The organism is Pseudonocardia xishanensis (genome assembly GCF_039541715.1).
GTDB classification, from domain to species: domain Bacteria; phylum Actinomycetota; class Actinomycetes; order Mycobacteriales; family Pseudonocardiaceae; genus Pseudonocardia; species Pseudonocardia xishanensis.
On sequence record NZ_BAABGT010000012.1, the window covers coordinates 66,745 to 85,762 of the forward strand.

Annotated in this window: 21 protein-coding genes; 19 read left to right on the forward strand and 2 right to left on the reverse strand. The window is 75.4% G+C overall.

Going from position 1 to position 19,018, the window contains the following annotated elements:
• Positions 1-98: 98 nt before the first annotated feature.
• From ABD993_RS03050 to coaBC, 5 genes are all read left to right on the forward strand, one after another.
• Positions 99-476: a response regulator gene (locus tag ABD993_RS03050; protein WP_345412419.1), complete on the forward strand. Its 378-nt coding sequence runs from the start codon at positions 99-101 to the stop codon at positions 474-476.
• A gap of 250 nt (positions 477-726) precedes the next feature.
• Positions 727-1,041, forward strand: a complete 315-nt coding sequence (mihF, locus tag ABD993_RS03055) for an integration host factor, actinobacterial type (protein WP_345412421.1) — start codon at positions 727-729, stop codon at positions 1,039-1,041.
• Positions 1,042-1,069: 28 nt separating this feature from the next.
• The gene (gene gmk / locus ABD993_RS03060; RefSeq protein WP_345412810.1) at positions 1,070-1,651 is read left to right on the forward strand and encodes a guanylate kinase; all 582 of its coding nucleotides are present in this window, start codon (positions 1,070-1,072) and stop codon (positions 1,649-1,651) included.
• A gap of 2 nt (positions 1,652-1,653) precedes the next feature.
• Positions 1,654-1,926 (forward strand): DNA-directed RNA polymerase subunit omega, encoded by a 273-nt coding sequence (rpoZ, locus tag ABD993_RS03065; protein WP_344413367.1) that lies wholly within the window; start codon positions 1,654-1,656, stop codon positions 1,924-1,926.
• Complete coding sequence (gene coaBC / locus ABD993_RS03070) at positions 1,923-3,134, forward strand: bifunctional phosphopantothenoylcysteine decarboxylase/phosphopantothenate--cysteine ligase CoaBC (protein WP_345412422.1); 1,212 nt, start codon at positions 1,923-1,925, stop codon at positions 3,132-3,134. Before rpoZ ends, coaBC begins: the two co-directional genes overlap by 4 nt.
• A gap of 102 nt (positions 3,135-3,236) precedes the next feature.
• Here coaBC and ABD993_RS03075 read toward each other — a convergent pair whose 3' ends face one another.
• Positions 3,237-3,776, reverse strand: a complete 540-nt coding sequence (locus ABD993_RS03075; RefSeq protein WP_345412424.1) for an SH3 domain-containing protein — start codon at positions 3,774-3,776, stop codon at positions 3,237-3,239.
• 328 nt (positions 3,777-4,104) lie between these two features.
• Between ABD993_RS03075 and metK the strand changes: the two genes are divergently transcribed.
• From metK to ABD993_RS03145, 14 genes are all read left to right on the forward strand, one after another.
• Positions 4,105-5,307, forward strand: coding sequence for a methionine adenosyltransferase (gene metK, locus ABD993_RS03080; protein ID WP_345412426.1), 1,203 nt, complete (start codon positions 4,105-4,107; stop codon positions 5,305-5,307).
• A 123-nt stretch (positions 5,308-5,430) separates the two neighbouring features.
• Entirely contained in the window at positions 5,431-7,551 is a 2,121-nt protein-coding gene (locus tag ABD993_RS03085; RefSeq protein ID WP_345412427.1) for a primosomal protein N', read from the forward strand.
• Positions 7,552-7,609: 58 nt separating this feature from the next.
• Entirely contained in the window at positions 7,610-8,155 is a 546-nt protein-coding gene (def, locus tag ABD993_RS03090; protein ID WP_345412429.1) for a peptide deformylase, read from the forward strand.
• Positions 8,152-9,084: a methionyl-tRNA formyltransferase gene (fmt, locus tag ABD993_RS03095; RefSeq protein ID WP_345412431.1), complete on the forward strand. Its 933-nt coding sequence runs from the start codon at positions 8,152-8,154 to the stop codon at positions 9,082-9,084. The genes def and fmt overlap by 4 nt, the downstream gene beginning before the upstream one ends.
• Positions 9,085-9,638: 554 nt before the next feature.
• Positions 9,639-10,319, forward strand: a complete 681-nt coding sequence (locus ABD993_RS03100) for a hypothetical protein (RefSeq protein WP_345412838.1) — start codon at positions 9,639-9,641, stop codon at positions 10,317-10,319.
• Positions 10,256-11,578: an RsmB/NOP family class I SAM-dependent RNA methyltransferase gene (locus ABD993_RS03105; protein ID WP_425568882.1), complete on the forward strand. Its 1,323-nt coding sequence runs from the start codon at positions 10,256-10,258 to the stop codon at positions 11,576-11,578. The genes ABD993_RS03100 and ABD993_RS03105 overlap by 64 nt, the downstream gene beginning before the upstream one ends.
• 235 nt (positions 11,579-11,813) lie before the next feature.
• On the forward strand, positions 11,814-12,479 hold the full coding sequence (gene rpe / locus ABD993_RS03110; RefSeq protein ID WP_345412814.1) for a ribulose-phosphate 3-epimerase: 666 nt from the start codon (positions 11,814-11,816) through the stop codon (positions 12,477-12,479).
• A gap of 13 nt (positions 12,480-12,492) precedes the next feature.
• Complete coding sequence (gene ribD, locus ABD993_RS03115) at positions 12,493-13,488, forward strand: bifunctional diaminohydroxyphosphoribosylaminopyrimidine deaminase/5-amino-6-(5-phosphoribosylamino)uracil reductase RibD (RefSeq protein ID WP_345412432.1); 996 nt, start codon at positions 12,493-12,495, stop codon at positions 13,486-13,488.
• A gap of 13 nt (positions 13,489-13,501) precedes the next feature.
• Positions 13,502-14,125: a riboflavin synthase gene (locus ABD993_RS03120; RefSeq protein ID WP_345412434.1), complete on the forward strand. Its 624-nt coding sequence runs from the start codon at positions 13,502-13,504 to the stop codon at positions 14,123-14,125.
• Between the two features lie 5 nt (positions 14,126-14,130).
• A complete protein-coding gene (locus tag ABD993_RS03125; protein ID WP_345412816.1) occupies positions 14,131-15,435 on the forward strand; it encodes a bifunctional 3,4-dihydroxy-2-butanone-4-phosphate synthase/GTP cyclohydrolase II in 1,305 nt (434 codons plus the stop codon).
• A 104-nt stretch (positions 15,436-15,539) separates the two neighbouring features.
• A complete protein-coding gene (gene ribH / locus ABD993_RS03130) occupies positions 15,540-16,022 on the forward strand; it encodes a 6,7-dimethyl-8-ribityllumazine synthase (protein WP_345412436.1) in 483 nt (160 codons plus the stop codon).
• Positions 16,019-16,501 (forward strand): PH domain-containing protein, encoded by a 483-nt coding sequence (locus tag ABD993_RS03135; protein WP_345412437.1) that lies wholly within the window; start codon positions 16,019-16,021, stop codon positions 16,499-16,501. Before ribH ends, ABD993_RS03135 begins: the two co-directional genes overlap by 4 nt.
• Positions 16,502-16,546: 45 nt before the next feature.
• Positions 16,547-17,188 (forward strand): MSMEG_1061 family FMN-dependent PPOX-type flavoprotein, encoded by a 642-nt coding sequence (locus ABD993_RS03140; RefSeq protein ID WP_345412439.1) that lies wholly within the window; start codon positions 16,547-16,549, stop codon positions 17,186-17,188.
• A gap of 185 nt (positions 17,189-17,373) precedes the next feature.
• The gene (locus tag ABD993_RS03145; RefSeq protein WP_345412441.1) at positions 17,374-18,174 is read left to right on the forward strand and encodes an HAD family hydrolase; all 801 of its coding nucleotides are present in this window, start codon (positions 17,374-17,376) and stop codon (positions 18,172-18,174) included.
• Positions 18,175-18,187: 13 nt separating this feature from the next.
• Here the strand turns inward: ABD993_RS03145 and ABD993_RS03150 are convergent, their stop codons facing one another.
• A complete protein-coding gene (locus ABD993_RS03150; protein WP_345412442.1) occupies positions 18,188-18,961 on the reverse strand; it encodes a DUF2786 domain-containing protein in 774 nt (257 codons plus the stop codon).
• Positions 18,962-19,018: the final 57 nt, after the last annotated feature.

The following is a 19,018-nucleotide window of genomic DNA, read 5'->3' on the forward strand; positions in this document are numbered from 1 at the left end:
AGGGGGTGGTGGCACCCTGGTGCGCCGCCGTCGGCCACGCCACGCTTGCGGCGAACAGGGGCTTTCGGCCCGTCGGGGAGCACGAAGGTGGGTGCAGGGTGGGCGAGCCGGTGGACGTCCTGATCGTGGACGACCAGCGCCCGTTCCGGACAGTGGCGCGCACGGTCGTCGGGATGGTCGGGGGATGGCGGGTCGCGGCGGAGGCCGAGACCGGCGAGCAGGCCGTCGAGGAGGCCGCCCGGCTGCAGCCCGCGGTGGTGCTGATGGACATCAACCTGCCCGGGATCAACGGGATCGAGGCGACGCGCCGGCTGCTGAAGGTGGACCCGGCCGCGGTGGTGGTGCTGCTCTCCACCTACAACCTCGACGACCTCCCCGGGGACGCGGGGGAGTGCGGCGCAGTGGCGTACATCAACAAGGAGGACCTCACCCCGGCCCGGCTGCGGGCGCTGCGCCCGGTCGAGCAGGCCGGGTAGTGACGGAGACCACGGCTGCGTAGGTCCGTCCGGGCGGGTCGTCCTGGCCTCCGGGTGGCCTCCCGTGATATCACCCGGACGGGTGTGGACGGCTGCCGGTGTGGGATCAAACCCACAGGTGGCACCCCCGATGGCGCCCCGGACGGGTGCGTGGGTACGTTCGCTCCCGGCCCCCGGGGAGACCTGCTCCGGGGACGGTGATCGCACGCCGGGCGATCGCCCTCGCGCACGACGAAAGACGGAGGAGACCGTGGCCCTTCCCCAGCTGACCGAGGAACAGCGTGCTGCCGCGTTGGAGAAGGCCGCGGCCGCGCGCAAGATCCGGGCAGAGCTGAAGGACCGCCTCAAGCGCGGCGGGATCACGCTCGCCGAGGTGCTGAAGCAGTCGGACACCGACGAGGTGCTCGGCAAGATGAAGGTGTCGGCCCTGCTCGAGGCGATGCCGAGCGTCGGCAAGGTCCGGGCGGCCCAGATCATGGAGCGCCTGGAGATCGCGCCGAGCCGTCGGCTGCGGGGTCTGGGCGAGCGGCAGCGCAAGGCGCTGCTGAACGAGTTCCCCTCCTGAGTCGGTGGGCACCTCCCGGGGCCGGTTGATGGTGCTCGCGGGCCCTTCGGGGGTCGGCAAGAGCAGCATCGTCGACCGGCTCCGCTCGGAGCTCCCCGACCTGCACTTCTCGGTGTCCGCGACCACGCGGGCGCCGCGGGCGGGTGAGGTCGAGGGCATCCACTACCACTTCGTCTCGCCCGAGGAGTTCGACCGGCTGGTCGAGGCGGACGAGCTCCTGGAGTGGGCCGAGGTGCACGGGGGCCTGCAGCGCTCGGGCACCCCGCGCGAGCCCGTCGAGCGGGAGCTCGCGGCCGGGCACCCGGTGCTCGTCGAGGTCGACCTCGCGGGCGCCCGCTCGGTGAAGAAGGCCGTGCCGGAGTCGGTCACGGTGTTCATCGAGCCGCCGTCGTTCGAGGAGCTGGCGCGGCGGCTGACCGACCGCGGCACCGAGACCGCCGAGGTCCGGGAGCGCAGGCTGCGCACCGCGGTCGAGGAGATGGCGGCCCGTTCGGAGTTCGACGTGGTCGTCGTCAACGACGAGGTGCAGGCCGTCGTCGACCGGTTGGTAGAGTTGCTGGTCGCACCCGCGGATTCACCGCGCCCCACAGTCTCTGGAGTTCCTGAGTGAGCATGCCGCTGACCGGCCCCGTGGCCGGAGCCCTTCCCGAGGGCATCACCAACCCGCCGATCGACGACCTGCTGGACAAGGTGTCGTCGAAGTACGCGCTGGTGATCTACTCGGCGAAGCGCGCCCGGCAGATCAACGACTACTACTCCCAGCTGGGCGAGGGCCTGCTGGAGTACGTCGGCCCGCTCGTCGAGCCGGGCCCGCGCGAGAAGCCGCTGTCGATCGCCATGCGCGAGATCCAGGCCGGGCTGCTCGAGCACACCGAGGGCGAGTGAGCCCGCCGCGTGTCCTGCTGGGAGTCGCCGGCGGGATCGCGGCGTACAAGAGCGCGGAGCTGCTCCGGCGGCTGACCGAGACCGGTCACTCGGTGCGGGTCGTCCCCACCGAGTCCGCGCTGAACTTCGTCGGCGCCGCCACGTTCGAGGCGCTGTCCGGCCAGCCGGTCCACACCGGCGTGTTCACCGACGTCCCGTCGGTGCAGCACGTGCGGCTGGGTCAGGAGGCCGATCTCGTCGTCGTCGCCCCCGCCACCGCGGACCTGCTGGCCCGCGCGGCGGCGGGCCGGGCGGACGACCTGCTCACCGGCTCGCTCCTGGTGGCCCGCTGCCCCGTGGTCTTCGCCCCGGCGATGCACACCGAGATGTGGCTGCACCCCGCCACGCGGGCGAACGTGGCCACGCTGCGCGCCCGCGGGTCGATCGTGCTGGAGCCCGCCTCCGGGCGGCTGACCGGCAAGGACACCGGTCCGGGGCGGCTGGCCGATCCGGCGGAGATCGCCGAGCTCGCGCGGCTGCTGCTCGAGCGGCCGGACGCGCTGCCCCGCGATCTCGAGGGCAGGCGGGTCGTGGTCTCCGCGGGCGGGACCCGGGAGCCGCTGGACCCGGTGCGCTTCCTGGGGAACCGCTCGTCGGGCAGGCAGGGGTACGCGCTGGCCAAGGTCGCGGCCCAGCGCGGGGCGCAGGTGACGCTGGTCGCCGGGCACACCGCCGAGCTGGCCGATCCCGCGGCCGTGGAGGTCGTGCGCGTCGGCTCCGCCCTGGAGATGCGCGAGGCCATGCACGAGGCCGCCAAGGGGGCGGACGCGCTGGTGATGTCCGCTGCCGTCGCCGACTTCCGGCCTGCGGGCCTCGCCGCGCACAAGATCAAGAAGGACGGCTCAGAGCCGCCACCGCTGTCCCTGGCGGTCAACCCGGACATCCTCGCCGAGCTGGTGGGTGCCCGGGAGCCGGGGCAGGTGGTCGTCGGGTTCGCGGCCGAGACCGGGGACGAGACCACCGAGTTCCTGGACTACGGCCGTCGCAAGCTCGCGAAGAAGGGCTGCGACCTGCTGCTGGTCAACTGGGTCGGCGAGGGCGGGGCCTTCGAGAACGGCGACAACCAGGGTTGGCTGCTGGGCGCGGACGGGTCGGAGACCGCGATCCCGGTGGGGTCGAAGGCCCTCCTGGCGTCACGCATCTGGGACGCGGTGGCGGCCCGGCTCTGAGCCCGGCCGGCTGTGCACCCCCCTGTTGACGCACGAACGGCACTTTTGTGCGGTAGGTCCGCACAAAAGTGCCGTTCGTGCGTCAAGGGGGGACGGGCTCGCTCAGCGGCCGAGCAGGCCGCCGAGGCCGGACGGCTTCGCCTCCGCGGGGGCCTCGGCGGGAGCGTTCGCGGGCGCCTCGGCCGGGTCCGCCGCCGTGCCCGCGGCCGGAGCCGTGCCCGTCGCGGGCTCGGCGCCCGGGGCGGGCACGGCTCCGGGGGCGGGCTTGGCGCCGGGGGCCGGGGTGGTGGCCGGGGCGGGCTCCGGCGCGGTCAGGCCGGCGTCGGCGGGCTTGTTCGGGTCGGCCGGGGCGGCCGCGTCGGCCTTGACGTAGTCCTTGACCGACCAGCCGCCGAGGTTCACCAGCTCGACGAAGCCGTTGCGCTCCTGGCCGATCTCCACCTTCGTCCCGCGGTCGCAGACCGCGACGATCTTGGCGTTCGCCGCGGGCTCGGCGCGGACGTTGACGTTGTCGGTGCAGACACCGGGGGTGGCGGCGGACGCGGTACCGGCCAGGACGGCCATCAGTCCGGCGGCCCCGACGGCGACCGCGCCACCCACCGCCGCGGCGATGCGGCCGGGACGCTGCAGGCTTGCCTTCATGGGGAGCACTCTCCTGGGGATCATGGCCCGCCCGCGGGGGGTCCGGCGATCGGTGCCGGTCGCGGGGCGGTTCGCGATGTCATGGGGCCCAACGACCGGAACCGTGACCGATTCGCGACCCCGGAGGTGGACCACCCGAAGGAGTGCGCATCGCGACGCGTCGCCACGGTGCGTGATCGTCCGGGACTCCCGGACGCGAGCGGGGTGCCTCGGACCGGTCTCGGCGCCGCCATCGGTGACGTCCACTAGGCTCGGCCGGGTACAACTGCTAGAGCGCGCCCCCCACCTCGCAGCCGCGAACAGGGGTGCCGGACGAACGGAGTGGGGCGTGGCGAACGTGGGTCGTCGGCTGTTCACCAGCGAGTCGGTGACCGAGGGTCACCCGGACAAGATGTGCGACGCGATCAGCGACACGATCCTGGACGCGCTGCTCAAGGAGGACCCGAAGAGCCGGGTCGCCGTGGAGACCCTGGTGACCACCGGCCAGGTGCACGTCGCGGGCGAGGTGACCACCGCGGCGTACGCGGATATCCCCGGCCTCGTGCGGGACACGATCCTCGAGATCGGCTACGACTCGTCGTCGAAGGGCTTCGACGGCAACTCCTGCGGCGTCAACGTCGCGATCGGGGCGCAGAGCCCGGACATCGCCCAGGGCGTCGACACCGCCTACGAGAGCCGCGTCGAGTCCAGCGAGGACGAGATCGCCCGCCAGGGCGCCGGTGACCAGGGTCTGATGTTCGGCTACGCCAACACCGACACCGCCGAGCTCATGCCGCTGCCGATCTCGCTCGCGCACCGGCTGGCCCGGCGGCTGACCGCCGTCCGCAAGAGCGGCGAGCTGCCCTACCTGCGGCCGGACGGCAAGACCCAGGTGACCATCGAGTACGACGGCGACAAGGCCGTCCGGCTGGACACCGTCGTGCTCTCCACCCAGCACGCGGCGGACGTCGACCTCGACGGCATGCTCGCGCCGGACGTGCTGGAGAAGATCGTCCAGCCCGAGATCGCCGACCTGGGCCTGGACACCTCGAACGTGCGGCTGCTGGTCAACCCCACGGGCCGGTTCGTGATCGGCGGCCCGATGGGGGACGCGGGGCTCACCGGCCGCAAGATCATCGTCGACACCTACGGCGGGTTCGCCCGGCACGGCGGTGGCGCCTTCTCGGGCAAGGACCCGTCGAAGGTGGACCGCTCGGCCGCGTACGCCATGCGCTGGGTGGCGAAGAACGTCGTCGCCGCCGGCCTGGCCGACCGCATCGAGGTGCAGGTCGCGTACGCCATCGGCAAGGCGGCCCCCGTCGGGCTGTTCGTCGAGACCTTCGGCACCGCGCACGTGGACCCGGCGAAGATCGAGGCGGCCATCTCCGAGGTGTTCGACCTGCGCCCGGCCGCGATCGTCCGGGACCTGGACCTGCTGCGCCCGATCTACGCGCCCACGGCGGCGTACGGCCACTTCGGCCGCCCCGACCTCGACCTGCCCTGGGAGGACACCTCCCGCGCGGCGGCGCTGAAGTCGGCCGCGGGCGCCTGACCCCGCTCGTCGAACGGCACTCCCGGGTCCTCGTCCCGGGGGTGCCGTTCGTGCGTTCGGCGGGTGTGGACGGATGGGGACGAGCGGGCCGGGACTGTCGGGGCGGTCGGGTAGGACGGGTGCGTGAGTAGCGACGCGGAGCCGGGCGGCACCCCGGCCGTCGACGTGCGCCGGGCGGCCCGCCCCGGCGCCCGGTCGGGCGGCCGGGGGCGGGGCGCGTCGGCGACCGCGCAGACCCGCGGGGAGTGGTCGGCGGCCGAGACGGCGCCCATCGCCCGCGTCGCGGTGGACGTGCCGCTGCCGCACCTGGACCGCACCTTCGACTACCGCGTCCCCACCCACCTGGACGAGCAGGCGCAGCCCGGCGTGCGGGTGCGTGTCCGGTTCGCAGGGCGGCTGATGGACGGGTTCCTGCTGGAGCGGGCGGCGGAGTCCGAGCACACCGGGAGGCTGGCCTGGATCGACAAGGTCGTCTCGCCGGAGCCGGTGCTGGCGGCCGAGGTCGCCACGCTGTGTCGGACCGTCGCGGACCGCTACGCCGGGGTGTTCGCGGACGTCGTGCGGATGGCGGTGCCGCCGCGGCACGCGCGCGTCGAGGCGGAGGTGCCGCGGGAGCGGGAGCCTGCCACCGCGGAGCGGCCCGATCCGGCCGGGTGGGGCCGCTACCAGCGCGGCCCCGCCTTCATCGAGGCTCTGGCCGGCGGGCGGGCGGCGCACGCCGTCTGGCAGGCACTGCCGGGGGAGGCGTGGGCGCAGCGGTTCGCGGAGGCGGCCGCGGCGGCGCTGACGGCGGACCGTGGGGCGGTCGTGGTGGTCCCGGACCAGCGGGACGTCGAGGTGGCGCACGCGGCGTTGGTGGCGGTCCTCGGGGCGGACGCGGTCGTCGCGCTGACCGCCGACCTCGGGCCCGCCGAGCGGTACCGCCGGTGGCTGGCGGTGCGGCGGGGGGCCGTGCGGGTCGTGGTGGGGACCCGGTCGGCGGCGTTCGCCCCCGTCGAGCGGATCGGGCTGCTCGCCGTCTGGGACGACGGGGACGACTCCCACTCCGAGCCCCGCGCCCCGTACCCGCAGGTCCGGGACGTGCTGATCGCGCGGGCGCACGCCGCGGGGGCGGCGCTGCTGGTCGGCGGGTACTCGCGCACGGCCGAGGCGCAGCTGCTGGTCGAGTCGGGCTGGGCGGCGGCGATCGTCGCGGACCGGGCGGTCGTCCGGGCCGCCGCGGCGCGCGTGACCGCGATCGGGGAGACGGACACCCAGCTCGCCCGGGACCCGGACGCGCGCGCCGCGCGGGTGCCCGCGGTCGCCTTCGAGGCGGCGAGGCAGGCGCTCGCCGCGGGGCATCCGGTACTGGTGCAGGTCCCGCGCGCCGGCTATCTGCCGTGGCTGTCCTGCGCGGGCTGCCGCGAGCCCGCACGCTGCCGGCACTGCGCGGGGCCGCTCGGGCTGCCGCGCGGCGGGTCGGACGCCGACCCCGGGCTGCCGATGTGCCGGTGGTGCGGCCGGGTCGAGACGGCCTACCGCTGCGGGGGCTGCGGCGGGCGCAGGCTCCGGGCGGGTGTGGTCGGCTCGCGGCGCACCGCCGAGGAGCTGGGGCGGGCGTTCCCACAGGTCGCGGTGCGGACCTCGGGCGGGGGCGCACCGGTGCTGGACAGCGTGAAGGCCCGGCCGGACATCGTCGTCGCCACGCCGGGGGCGGAGCCCGCGGTCGAGGGCGGGTACGGCGCCGCGCTGCTGCTGGACGGCTGGGCGATGCTCTCCCGCGCCGACCTGCGCGTCCAGGAGGAGGCGTTGCGCAAGTGGCTCGCCGCCGCCGCGCTGGTCCGGCCGCACGCGGACGGCGGCCGGGTGGTGATCGTCGCCGACTCGGCGATCCCCGTGGTCCAGGCCCTGGTGCGGTGGGACCCGGCCGGGTTCGCCGCGGAGGAGCTGGCCGCGCGGGCCGAGGTCGGGTTCCCGCCCGCCGTCCGGATGGCCGCGGTGGAGGGGACGCCGGGGGCGGTGGCGGACGTCGTCGACCTGGTGCTCGCGGCCGAACCCCGGATCGAGGTGCTCGGGCCCGTCGAGATCGACCCGCCGGACGGCCCCGGCGAGCTGCCGGAGGTGCGCGAGCGCGCCCTGCTGCGGGTGCCGCGCTCCGAGGGCCGCACGCTCGCCCGGCACCTGCACGCCGTGCAGGCGCTGCGCAGCGGTCGCAAGGCGCCGGACCCGGTGCGGGTACGGCTGGACCCGGCGGAGGTCGGCTGAGCTCGCGGCCGGCCGGGTTTGGCAGAATCGAGGGCGTCGTCGACCCGTGGGGAGCTCCGTGTCCGTCCAACCCGTCCGTCTGTTCGGTGATCCGGTGTTGCGCACGCCCGCCGCGCCCGTCGAGACGTTCGACGCCGAGCTGCGCAAGCTCGTCGCCGACCTCACCGAGACGATGCACGCGGAGGGCGGGGCGGGCCTGGCCGCACCGCAGATCGGGGTGGGGCTGCGGGTCTTCACGTTCTCCGTGGACGGCACCGAGGGCCACCTGATCAACCCGACGTGGACGGCGTCGGACGCCGAGGAGCAGTTCGGGCCCGAGGGCTGCCTGTCCATCCCGGGGCTGCTGTGGGACTGCAGGCGCTGGCTGAACGTCGTCGCCACCGGATGGGACATGCACGGCGAGCCGATCCGGGTCGAGGGCACGGCCAAGCTGGCCCGGGCGATCCAGCACGAGACCGACCACCTGGACGGCGTGGTGTTCGTCGACCGGCTGGACGCGGACACCCGCAAGCGGGCGATGGCCGAGATCCGGGCGGCGCAGTGGTTCGGCGCCGAGCCGGTGGTGAAGGTCAGCCCGCACCCGATGTTCGGAAAGGCCCGATGAGGCTGCTGTTCGCCGGCACCCCCGAGCCTGCGGTGCCCGCCCTGCGGGCGCTGCTGGAGTCGCCGCGCCACTCGGTCGTGGGCGTTCTGACCAGGCCGGACGCCCCCGCCGGGCGTGGCAGGTCTTTGGTCCGGTCGCCCATCGGCGCGCTGGCGGACGCGGCCGGGATCGCGGTGTTCACGCCCGCGAAGCCCCGGGACCCGGAGTTCCTCGCTCGGCTGGCGGAGCTGGCGCCGGACTGCGCGCCGGTCGTCGCGTACGGGGCACTGGTCCCGCGGGCGGCCCTGGACGTACCGCGCTTCGGCTGGGTCAACCTGCACTTCTCGCTGCTGCCCGCCTGGCGCGGGGCGGCGCCCGTGCAGGCCGCGATCCGGCACGGGGACGAGATCACCGGCGCCACCACGTTCCTGTTGGAGGAGGGCCTGGACACCGGCCCCACGTTCGGCGTCGTCACGGACGCGATCGGGGACCGGGACACCACCGGTGACCTGCTGGGGCGGCTCGCCGTCTCCGGGGCGCAGCTGCTGCTGGCGACCATGGACGGGTTGGAGGACGGCACGCTGCGCGCCGTTCCGCAGCCCGCCGACGGGGTGTCGCTCGCGCCCAAGGTCACGGTCGCGGACGCCCGGGTCGACTTCGCCCTCCCGGCGCTGGCGATCGACCGGCTGGTGCGGTCGGTGACCCCGGAGCCCGGAGCCTGGTGCACCTTCCGCGAGGCGCGGCTGGGGCTGGGCCCGGTCACGCCGGTGCGGACCGGTGAGGTCGAGCTGAAGCCGGGGGAGCTGCGGGCGGAGAAGAAGCGGGTGCTGGTGGGAACGGCGACGGTCCCGGTCCAGCTCGGCGAGGTCCGTCCCGTCGGCAAGCGCGGGATGCCTGCCGCGGACTGGGCCCGCGGGGTCCGGATCGGCGAGGGCGAGACCCTGGCCTGAGCGTGGCGCCCTTCCCGATCGCCGTGCCCGGGGCGGAGCTCGCGGACCTGCGCAGGCGGCTGCGGGAGCCGGGAGGTTCGCCGCCCGGTGCGACGGCGACCCGGACGAGGTGCTGGGGCCACGGCGTTCCCACGGGAGAACCCGCCCCTCCCACCATCGGGCGGCCCGGCGGTTCCCGGACCCGCGCTGGTGGGGCGAGCCGGAGCGCGCCGGGCAGTCCGAGGCCCGGGAGCAGCCGGGGACCCTCGTGGCCGGAGCTCACCGGGTTCTTCGCGCCGGTCCGCTGAGCCTGCCCGGGGGCCGACCGACCGTGGTGCGTCCCGACCGACCTGGGACCATGGGGGCCGCACGGGCTCTCCCGTGCGGCAGGTACGGACGAGGAGTGTGTGTGAGCGAGCCCGACGGCGGACGACCCGAGCGGGACGACCGGGGCGAGGCAGGCCGCGGGGACCGCGGCGGCCGACCCGGGTCGGACTCCGGGCGCACGGGCGACCGGCGCGGATCGGGCTGGTCGGACGGCGGCCGCCCCGCGCGGGACCGCGGGAGGCCTGCGGGTGACCGCTCTCGGGACGACCGTCCTCGCGGCGATCGTCCTCATGGCGATCGTCCTCGCGACGACCGCTCTCGGGACGACCGTCCTCGCGGCGATCGTCCTCATGGCGATCGTCCTCGCGACGACCGTCCTCGGGACGACCGCTCTCGGGACGACCGGCGAGGGGCGGGGCGGGGTGGGGACCGCCCGGACCGCGGTGGGTACCGCCCGCGCGACGACCGTCCGCGCCGGGACGACCGTCCTCGCGACGACCGTCAGCGCCGCGATGATCGTCCCCGCGACGACCGTCCGCGCCGGGACGACCGGCCCCGCGAGGACCGGGCCCGCGAGGATCGGCCCCGCCGCGACGACCGTGCGCGGGACGACAGGCCCCGCCGGGACGACCGGCCGCGGGACGACCGCCCGCGTCGAGACGACCGGGACCGGTCTCGGGGTGACCGCGGCGACCGGCCCTTCGCCGCCGACCGGCGCGGCGGCTACGGGCGGGACGACCGGGGTGGGCGGCGCGACCGCACCCCCGGGCCCCGCAACGCGGGACCGCCGCGTCGGAACGCCGGGCCCAGCGCTCCGCCGTCCGGGGATCCGGCCCGCTCGGCGGCGTTCGACCTGCTCACGGCCGTGCGGGAGCGGGACGCCTACGCCAACCTGGTCCTCCCGTCGATCCTGCGCCGGTACCGGCTGAGGGACCGCGACGCGGCGCTGGCGACCGAGCTCGGCTACGGGACGCTGCGCGCCGCGGGCCAGCTGGACGTCGTGATCGAGGCCTGCGCGGACCGGCCGCTGCACCGCATCGAGGGTCCGCTCGTCGACGCCCTCCGGCTGGGGACCTACCAGATCCTGCGGATGCGGGTGCCGCAGCACGCGGCCGTCGCGACCACGGTGGACATCGTCCGGGGGATCGCGGGCTCGGCGTCCTCCGGTTTCGTCAACGCGATCCTGCGCAAGATCGCCGAGACGGCCGGGGCGAAGGGCGTCGACGAGTGGATCGCCGAGCTGGCGCCCCCCGAGGACGAGGACCCCGTCGGCAACGCGTCCTTCCTCCACGCCCACCCGAAGTGGATCGGGCAGGCCTTCGCCGACGCCCTGGGCTCGGTCGAGGAGCTGCCCGCGGCCCTGGAGGCGGACGACGCCCGCCCGGGGGTCCACCTGCTCGCCAAGCCCGGGGAGATCACCGCCGAGGAGCTCGCCCTGGTCACGGGCGGGACCGAGGCGCCGTACTCGCCCTACGGAGTCCACCTCGACGCCGGCAGCGGGGACATCGGCGAGCTGGACGTCATCCGCGAGGGCGTGGCTGCCGTGCAGGACGAGGGCAGCCAGCTGGTCGCTCTCGCCCTCACGAGGGTCCCCGTCGAGGACGACGCCGGTCGCTGGCTCGACCTGTGCGCGGGCCCCGGCGGCAAGGCGGCGCTGCTCGGCGGGATCGTGGCGATGGAGGGCGGCACGCTGGACGCCGTCGAGCCCGCGGAGCACCGCGCCGACCTGGTCCGCCGCGCCGTCGACGGCCTGCCGGTCACGGTGCACGTCGCCGACGGCCGCGAGGCCCCGCTGCCGGACGCCGCCTTCGACCGCGTCCTGGTCGACGCCCCGTGCACCGGGCTGGGCGCGCTGCGCCGCCGCCCGGAGGCCCGCTGGCGGCGCAAGCCCGAGGACGTGTCGAACCTCGCCAAGCTGCAGCGCGAGCTGTTGCTCGCGGCACTGCGACACGTGCGGGTCGGCGGTGTGGTGGCCTATGTCACCTGCTCGCCGCACCTGGCCGAGACGGTCGGCGTGGTCGGCGGGATCATCCGGCGCAGGGATCTCGGGGTCGGCGTCGAGCGGGTGGACGCGCGGGAGTTCCTGCCGGGCGTCCCGGACCTGGGAGAGGGCCCGCACATCCAGCTCTGGCCACATCGCCAGGGCACGGACGCGATGTTCCTGACCCTGCTGCGCCGCACGTCCTGACGTCGGCGCGGTCCCGCACGTCCCGTCAACCCGTCCGGACCGCACGCCTCGCGCGCCGGTGTCCGACCGGCGTGCGGGGGTGTCGGACCGGCGGGCGGTGGCGGGGGACTCGGTGTCCGAAGTGTCGGACTCGCGGCGCCGGAGTGCCGACTCGCGGGGAGTTGTGACAGGGGTCTCCCCTCCCTGTGGTCGGGAGACGGCGGCGGTGGCGCAGTAGCCTGCGTAGGTGCGTCCGCTGATCGCCCCGAGCATCCTCTCCGCCGACTTCGCCCGCCTCGCCGACGAGGCGGAGCGGGTGCAGGGTGCCGACTGGCTGCACGTGGACGTCATGGACGCGCACTTCGTCCCGAACCTCACGCTGGGCCTGCCCGTCGTCGAGTCGCTGCTGAAGGCGACCGGGACGCCGCTGGACTGCCACCTGATGATCGACGACCCGGACCGCTGGGCACCCGCCTACGCCGAGGCCGGGGCGTACAACGTGACCGTGCACGTCGAGGCCGCCCACGATCCGGTGATGCTGGCGAAGGACCTGCGGGCCGCCGGGGCGAAGGCCGGGCTGTCGCTCAAGCCGGGCACCCCGCTCGACGGGTACGTCGAGGTGCTCAAGCACTACGACACGCTCCTGGTGATGAGCGTCGAGCCGGGGTTCGGCGGGCAGTCGTTCATGCCCGAGGTGCTGGACAAGGTGCGCGAGGCGCGCAGGCTCGTCGACACCGGACACCTGACCCTCATGATCGAGATCGACGGCGGGATCGCCGACGCCACCATCGAGGCCGCAGCCGAGGCCGGGGTGGACTGCTTCGTGGCGGGCTCGGCCGTCTACGGCGCCGAGGACCCCGCCCGCGCGGTGGCGGCGCTGCGGGACAAGGCGACCGCCGCACACCCGCGGTGGGGCGGATGACCGGGTGGGCGGGATGACGGCCGAGCAGGCGATGCGACGGGCGCTGGCGGCGTCCGTCGCGGTGCACGGCCGGACCAGCCCGAACCCACCCGTCGGTGCCGTGGTGCTCGACGCGGCGGGCGAGGTCGTCGGGGTCGGCGCCACCGAGCCCGCGGGCGGGGCGCACGCGGAGGTCGTGGCGCTGCGCGAGGCGGGGGAGCGTGCCCGCGGGGGCACCGCCGTCGTCACGCTGGAGCCCTGTGCGCACCACGGCCGGACGCCGCCGTGCACGGACGCCCTCCGTGCAGCCGGTGTACAGGCGGTCCACATCGGTGCCGCCGACCCGAACCCGGTCGCGGCCGGGGGAGCGGAGCTGCTGCGCGCCGCGGGCGTGACCGTCACGTGGAGCGAGCTGGACGTCGCGGGCGGGCCGCTGCGCGCCTGGCTGCACAGCGTGCGCACCGGCAGGCCCCACGTCACGTGGAAGCTGGCCGCCACCCTGGACGGCCGCAGCGCCGCCGCGGACGGCACCAGCCGGTGGATCACCGGCCCCGAGGCCCGCGCCGAGGTGCACGAGTTCCGCTCCCACGTGGACGCGATCGTCGTCGGGACGGGGACGGCCCGGGCGGACGACCCGGCGCTGACCGCCCGGAACCCCGACGGCACGGACCGCCCGCACCAGCCCCTGCGCGTCGTGGTCGGCCACAGTGACCTCGCCCCGGGGTCGCGACTCACCGCACCGGACGTGCTACACCTGCGGACACAGTCACCCGACGACGTGCTGAAGGCGCTCGCCGACCGTGGCGTGGTCGACGTCCTGCTGGAGGGCGGTCCGCGCCTCGCGGGCGCGTTCGTGCAGGCCGGTCGGGTCGACCGGGTGCTGGCCTACCTCGCACCCGCGCTGCTCGGGGCCGGTCCGGCCGCGCTCGGCGCGGCGGGGGTGGGAACGATCGCCGACATCCGGCGGTTGCAGGTGGACACGGTGCGCGTCGTGGGCGCGGACGTGCTGGTCGACGCTCGACCGGCCTAGGGAGGAACGGCGGATGTTCACGGGGATCGTGGAGGAGGTCGGCGAGATCGTCGACGTCCGAGCCTCCGGCGAGGTGGTCGTGCTGACGGTACGGGGGCCGGTGGTCTCCTCCGACGCGCGGCACGGCGACTCGATCGCGGTGAACGGCTGTTGCCTCACCGTGGTGGAACCGGACGGCGGCGAGACCTTCCGGCTGGAACTGGTCCCCGAGACCCTGAAGCGGACCTCGCTCAGCGGCGCGGCGACGGGCGGCCGGGTGAACCTGGAGCGGGCGCTGCAGGCGGGCGGCCGCTTCGGCGGGCACATCGTGCAGGGCCACGTGGACGGCGTGGCCACGCTGCTGGAGCGCAGCCCCGGCGAGCGCAGCGACGAGGTGCGGTTCAGCCTGCCCGCCGAGCTCGCGAAGTACGTGGTGGAGAAGGGCTCCATCACCGTCGACGGCGTCTCGCTCACCGTCGCCGCCACGGACGGGGACACCTTCACGGTGGCACTCATCCCGACCACCCTGGCCGACACGACCCTCGGCCTGCGCAAGCCCGGCGATCCCGTCAACCTCGAGGTGGACGTGCTCGCCAAGTACGTGGAGAAACTCACCGCCGGGTACGTCGGCGGGCCCCGGAAGGACGGTGCGCAGTGACCGAGATCGCTCACCAGGGGGCCGCCGCGGCCGCCGGGCTGACGGGCGGCTTCGAGAGGATCGAGCGCGCGCTGCGGGACCTCGCCGAGGGCAAGGCCGTGGTCGTGGTCGACGACGAGGACCGCGAGAACGAGGGCGACCTGATCTTCGCCGCCGAGAAGGCGACGCCGGAGCTGGTGTCCTTCGTGGTCCGCTACACCTCCGGGTACGTGTGCGTGGCGCTCACCGACTCCGAGTGCGACCGGCTGGACCTCCCGCCGATGCACCACTCGAACGCGGACGCCTACCGCACCGCGTTCACGGTCACCGTGGACGCGAAGGAGGGCGTGAGCACGGGCATCTCCGCCGCGGACCGCGCGCACACGATCCGGCTGCTGGCCAACCCCGCCACGCAGCCCGCCGACCTGGTCCGGCCCGGGCACGTGCTGCCCCTGCGGGCCCGCGAGGGCGGCGTGCTGCGCCGCCCCGGGCACACCGAGGCCGCCGTGGACCTGACCCGGATGGCCGGGCTCTCCCCGGCCGGGGCGCTCTGCGAGATCGTGTCCCAGAAGGACGAGGGCGAGATGGCCCGCGGGGACGAGCTGCAGGTCTTCGCGGACGACCACGAGCTCACCCTGGTCACCATCGCCGACCTGATCGGCTACCGGCGGCGCTTCGAGAAGCACATCCAGCGCGTCGCGCAGGCCCGCATCCCCACCGACCACGGCGAGTTCGTCGCGTACGGCTACGACTCGCTGCTGGACGGCATCGAACACATCGCCATGGTCAAGGGGGACGTCGGCACGCCGGACGGCACCGGGGAGGACGTGCTGGTCCGGGTGCACTCCGAGTGCCTGACCGGGGACGTCATGGGCTCGCTGCGCTGCGACTGCGGGCCGCAGCTGGACGCCGCCCTGCAGGCCGTGTCGGACGAGGGCCGCGGCGTCGTGCTCTACATGCGCGGGCACGAGGGCCGGGGGATCGGCCTGCTGCACAAGCTGCAGGCCTACCAGCTGCAGGAGGCGGGGGCGGACACCGTCGACGCCAACCTGGCGATGGGCCTGCCCGCCGACGCGCGGGACTACGGCATCGGCGCGCAGATCCTCTCCGACCTCGGCGTGAAGTCCATGCGCCTGCTCACCAACAACCCGGAGAAGCGTGCCGGGCTGGAGGGCTACGGCCTGCGGATCCTCGAGCGCATCGCGATGCCGATCCGCCCGAACCCGGAGAACCTGCGCTACCTGCGCACCAAGCGGGACCGCATGGGCCACGACCTGCCGGACCTCGGCGAGTCGAGCGGCCCCGGCAACCTGTCCGACGGCCTGGCCTGATCCACCCCGTCCGCTCGCGCACCAGCCCGACGCCGCGCGTCGGCCCCGGGCCGGGTGCGCGAGCGGGTGTCCGGTGGACGTCCGCCGGATGGGAGGATGGCCGGGTGAGTGGTGAGGGACGGCCCGCCGAGGCGGGCGATCTGTCGGGCGCGGCCGGGCTGCGCGTGGGTGTGGTGGCGGCGACCTGGCACGCCGAGGTGGTCGACGCGCTGCTGGCCCGGGCCCTGGAGACCGCCGAGAAGGCGGGCGCCGTGCCCACCGTGGTGCGGGTGCCCGGCACCATCGAGCTGCCCGTCGTGGCGCAGGAGCTGGCCCGCACGCACGACGCGGTGGTGGCCCTGGGCGTGGTCGTCCGCGGCGGCACCCCGCACTTCGAGTACGTGTGCGACTCGGTGACCGCCGGGCTCACCCGGGTCTCCCTGGACGAACGCACCCCCGTGGGCAACGGCGTGCTCACCACGAACACCCTCGAGCAGGCCGTCGACCGCAGCGGCGTGCCCGGCAGCGCCGAGGACAAGGGCGCCGAGGCCACCGAGGCAGCGCTGCGCACCGCGATCGTGCTGGCCGAGCTGCGGGACCTGGCGTGAGTGCGGAGTCGTCCGACACCGCGGTCGAGGCGCCGATCGGGCGCGGGCCCGGGGCGGTCACGATCCGCCCCCGGCTGGCGTTCTGGCTGGGCTGGGGCTCCGCCGCGGTGACCGTCGTGGTGTTCGTGGTGATCGCGATCATCCTGCGCAACTCGGCCACCGGGGTGTTCTTCCGGCTGGCCGACCAGGTCGCCATGGTGCTGCTGGGCCTGTTCATCGGCGCCGGGCTGGCGTTGTTCGCCCGGCCCCGGGTCCGGGCGGACGAGCGGGGCATCGAGGTCCGCAACGTCGGCCTGGCGAAGACCCTGCCCTGGTCCGTGGTCGAGCGGGTCGCGTTCCCGGACGGCGCCTCCTGGGCCCGGCTGGACCTGCCGGACTACGAGTACCTCCCGGTCCTGGCGATCCAGGCGGTGGACCGGCAGCACGCGGTGGCGGCGATCCGCCGGGTCCGCGCCCTGCACGCGGCCGCCCACTCCTGACGGTCCCCTCCCGGCCCGCCGGGGGTAAGGCTTACCTTGGTCGTCATGTCGAGCGCGGTGGGACCGGACATGCGGGTCGTGGGCACCCTGGAGGAGCTGCGGGAGGTCGTGCCCGAGCCGCACGTCTCGCTGTGGGAGAAGGACATCGGGCGGATCGACCCCACCGCCCGCACCTTCATCGAGACCTCGCCCCTCGTCATGCTCGCGACCTCCGCCCCGGACGGCACCTGCGACGTGACCCCGCGCGGTGATCCCGCGGGCAGCGTGCTGGTGCTGGACGAGCGCACGCTCGTGCTGGCCGACCGGCGCGGCAACCGCCGGGTGGACGCCCTGCGCAACGTCCTGGCGAACCCGCACGTGGGCCTCCTGTTCGTGGTGCCCGGCCGCTCGGACACGCTGCGGGTGAACGGCACCGCGCGGGTGGTGAGCGACGCCCCGTTCTTCGACCGCCTCGTGGTGGAGGGCGCACGCCCGGTCCTGGCGCTGGTCGTGCACGTCGAGGAGCTGTTCCTGCACTGCGGCAAGGCCTTCCTCCGCGGCGGGGTCTGGGAGCCGGAGCGCTGGCCCGACGCCGACGCCGTGCCCAGCCCCGGCGAGATGGTCCGGTCGATGAAGGATCTCGAGCCCTCCGCGGTGCCGGAGATCGACGCGATGCTGGCGCACGACGCGGAGCACCACCGCTACTGAGCGTCGCCCGTTCGGTGCCCACGGGGACCCGTTCCCCACTCCGGTGAGCGACCGGCCGGCACCGCTGGGCGCGGATCCAGGACATCGGTTCGCCACAACGGTGTGGCGCCCGCCACACTTCCCGCGCACCGTGGTCACGCGGATGCGCGGAGCCGGGCAACGGCGCGCGGCGGTGAGGTGGACGGATGGCCATCGGGCTCGGCGGCGCCACGCGCCGGTCGTGGGGGAGCAGTCGCACCTCCGCGCCGGCCCGTGGCCGCGCGCGCACCCGCCCGGAACCGCCGGACCCCGCGGACCCCACGGACCCCGCGGAGCGCCCGCGCAGGCCCCGTGCCGTGCTGGTGGACGTCTACGGGACCCTGCTGCACGTCGAGGCGCTGCGCCGCCGGTTCCTCGACGTCGGACGGCCGGAGCACGAGTACGACCTGGTCCTCGCCCGCGCCCTGCGGGACTCGACCGGGCTCGCGCTGGCAGGCACCCCGGCGAGCTTCGCCGAGGTGCTGGGCGAGGCCGTGCGCGCCGTCGCGGGCCCCACCGTGTCCGACGACGCCGTGGACCACGTGGTGTCCGGCATGCACGACCTCCCGCGCCATCCCGACGCCGAGCCCGCACTCGCCGTGCTCGCCCGTTCCCGCATCCCCGCGTGGGCGATGGCCCAGGGCAGCGGAGCGCACACGACCGGCGCGCTGGACGGCAACGGGCTGCGCTCCTTCCTGCGCGGCACCGTGGCGACCGACGACCTGACCGCCGTGCCGCCGCAGCGGGAGGCCTACCGGCTCGCCTGCGCCGCGGCCCGGATCGAGCCCTCCACCACGGCCTTCGTGTCCAGCCAGCCCTATCTCGTGCACGGCGCGATGCGGGCGGGACTGGTCGGCGCGCTGGTGCTGCGCGGCGACGCGCGCCGCCCCGCGACCCTGCCGGCCCCGCACGCCTGCGGCACGACCCTGGTCACGGCCGTCGAGGCGCTGCTGGCGCTCCCCGCCTGAGCGGGCGCACCGCTCAGCCCGCGCCGAGCCCCGGGACCTCGGCGCGGTCGACCGCGCGCCCGCCGAGGTCCGCGCGCAGGCCCGCCTCCGCGCCGTCGGCGAAGCCGGTGCCGGACAGCGACGGGCGCCGCGCCCGGCCGAGCCCGGGGAACGCCTCGGCGTACGCCCGGTCCACCTGGCTGCCGCGGTCGGCGAGGATCAGTGCGGTGCCCGCGGACTCGCGGGCCGGGTCCTCCGCCGCACGCTGCTCGGCCGCGGCCAGCCGGGCGTGGACCTGGGCGGCGAACCCCTGCAGCCACGACCGGCGGTAGGCGGCCACCGACTCCAGCGGCGAGGCGGGCCGCAGCCGCACCAGCTGGCCCGTGGCCTGCAGCAACAGCGACGTGTAGAGCAGCTCGACCCGCTCGCGGTCGCTGGCGAACCCGAACACCGTGACCGCGGCGACCTTGCCGCCCGCGGCCCCGTGCAGGATCCACCGGCAGCGCAGGGCCGCCGCCGTCCAGCCCAGAAGCCTCGACTTGCCCGCCGAGTAGGGGTCCTCCATGGCGATCCGGACCGCGCCGATCGCGTCCCGCCGCGGATCGTCCGCCGACAGCGAGGCGGCGAGCAGCGCCTCGTCGATCCCGTGCCGGGCCATCAGCTCGACGGCCTTGGCGTTGTAGGTCTCCGCCTCCTCCGGGGTGCCCGCCCGCTCGGCCTTGGCCAGCAGCTTGCGCACCCGGTCCAGCCGGTCGGACCGGTCCGCGCGGGACGGGGTCGGGGTGCCGGGGATCGTCGTCGAGGTCACGGGGAGCTCCTTCGAACGCCTGTTCGTGGGTCGCGCCGGTTGTACCCGACGGGACCG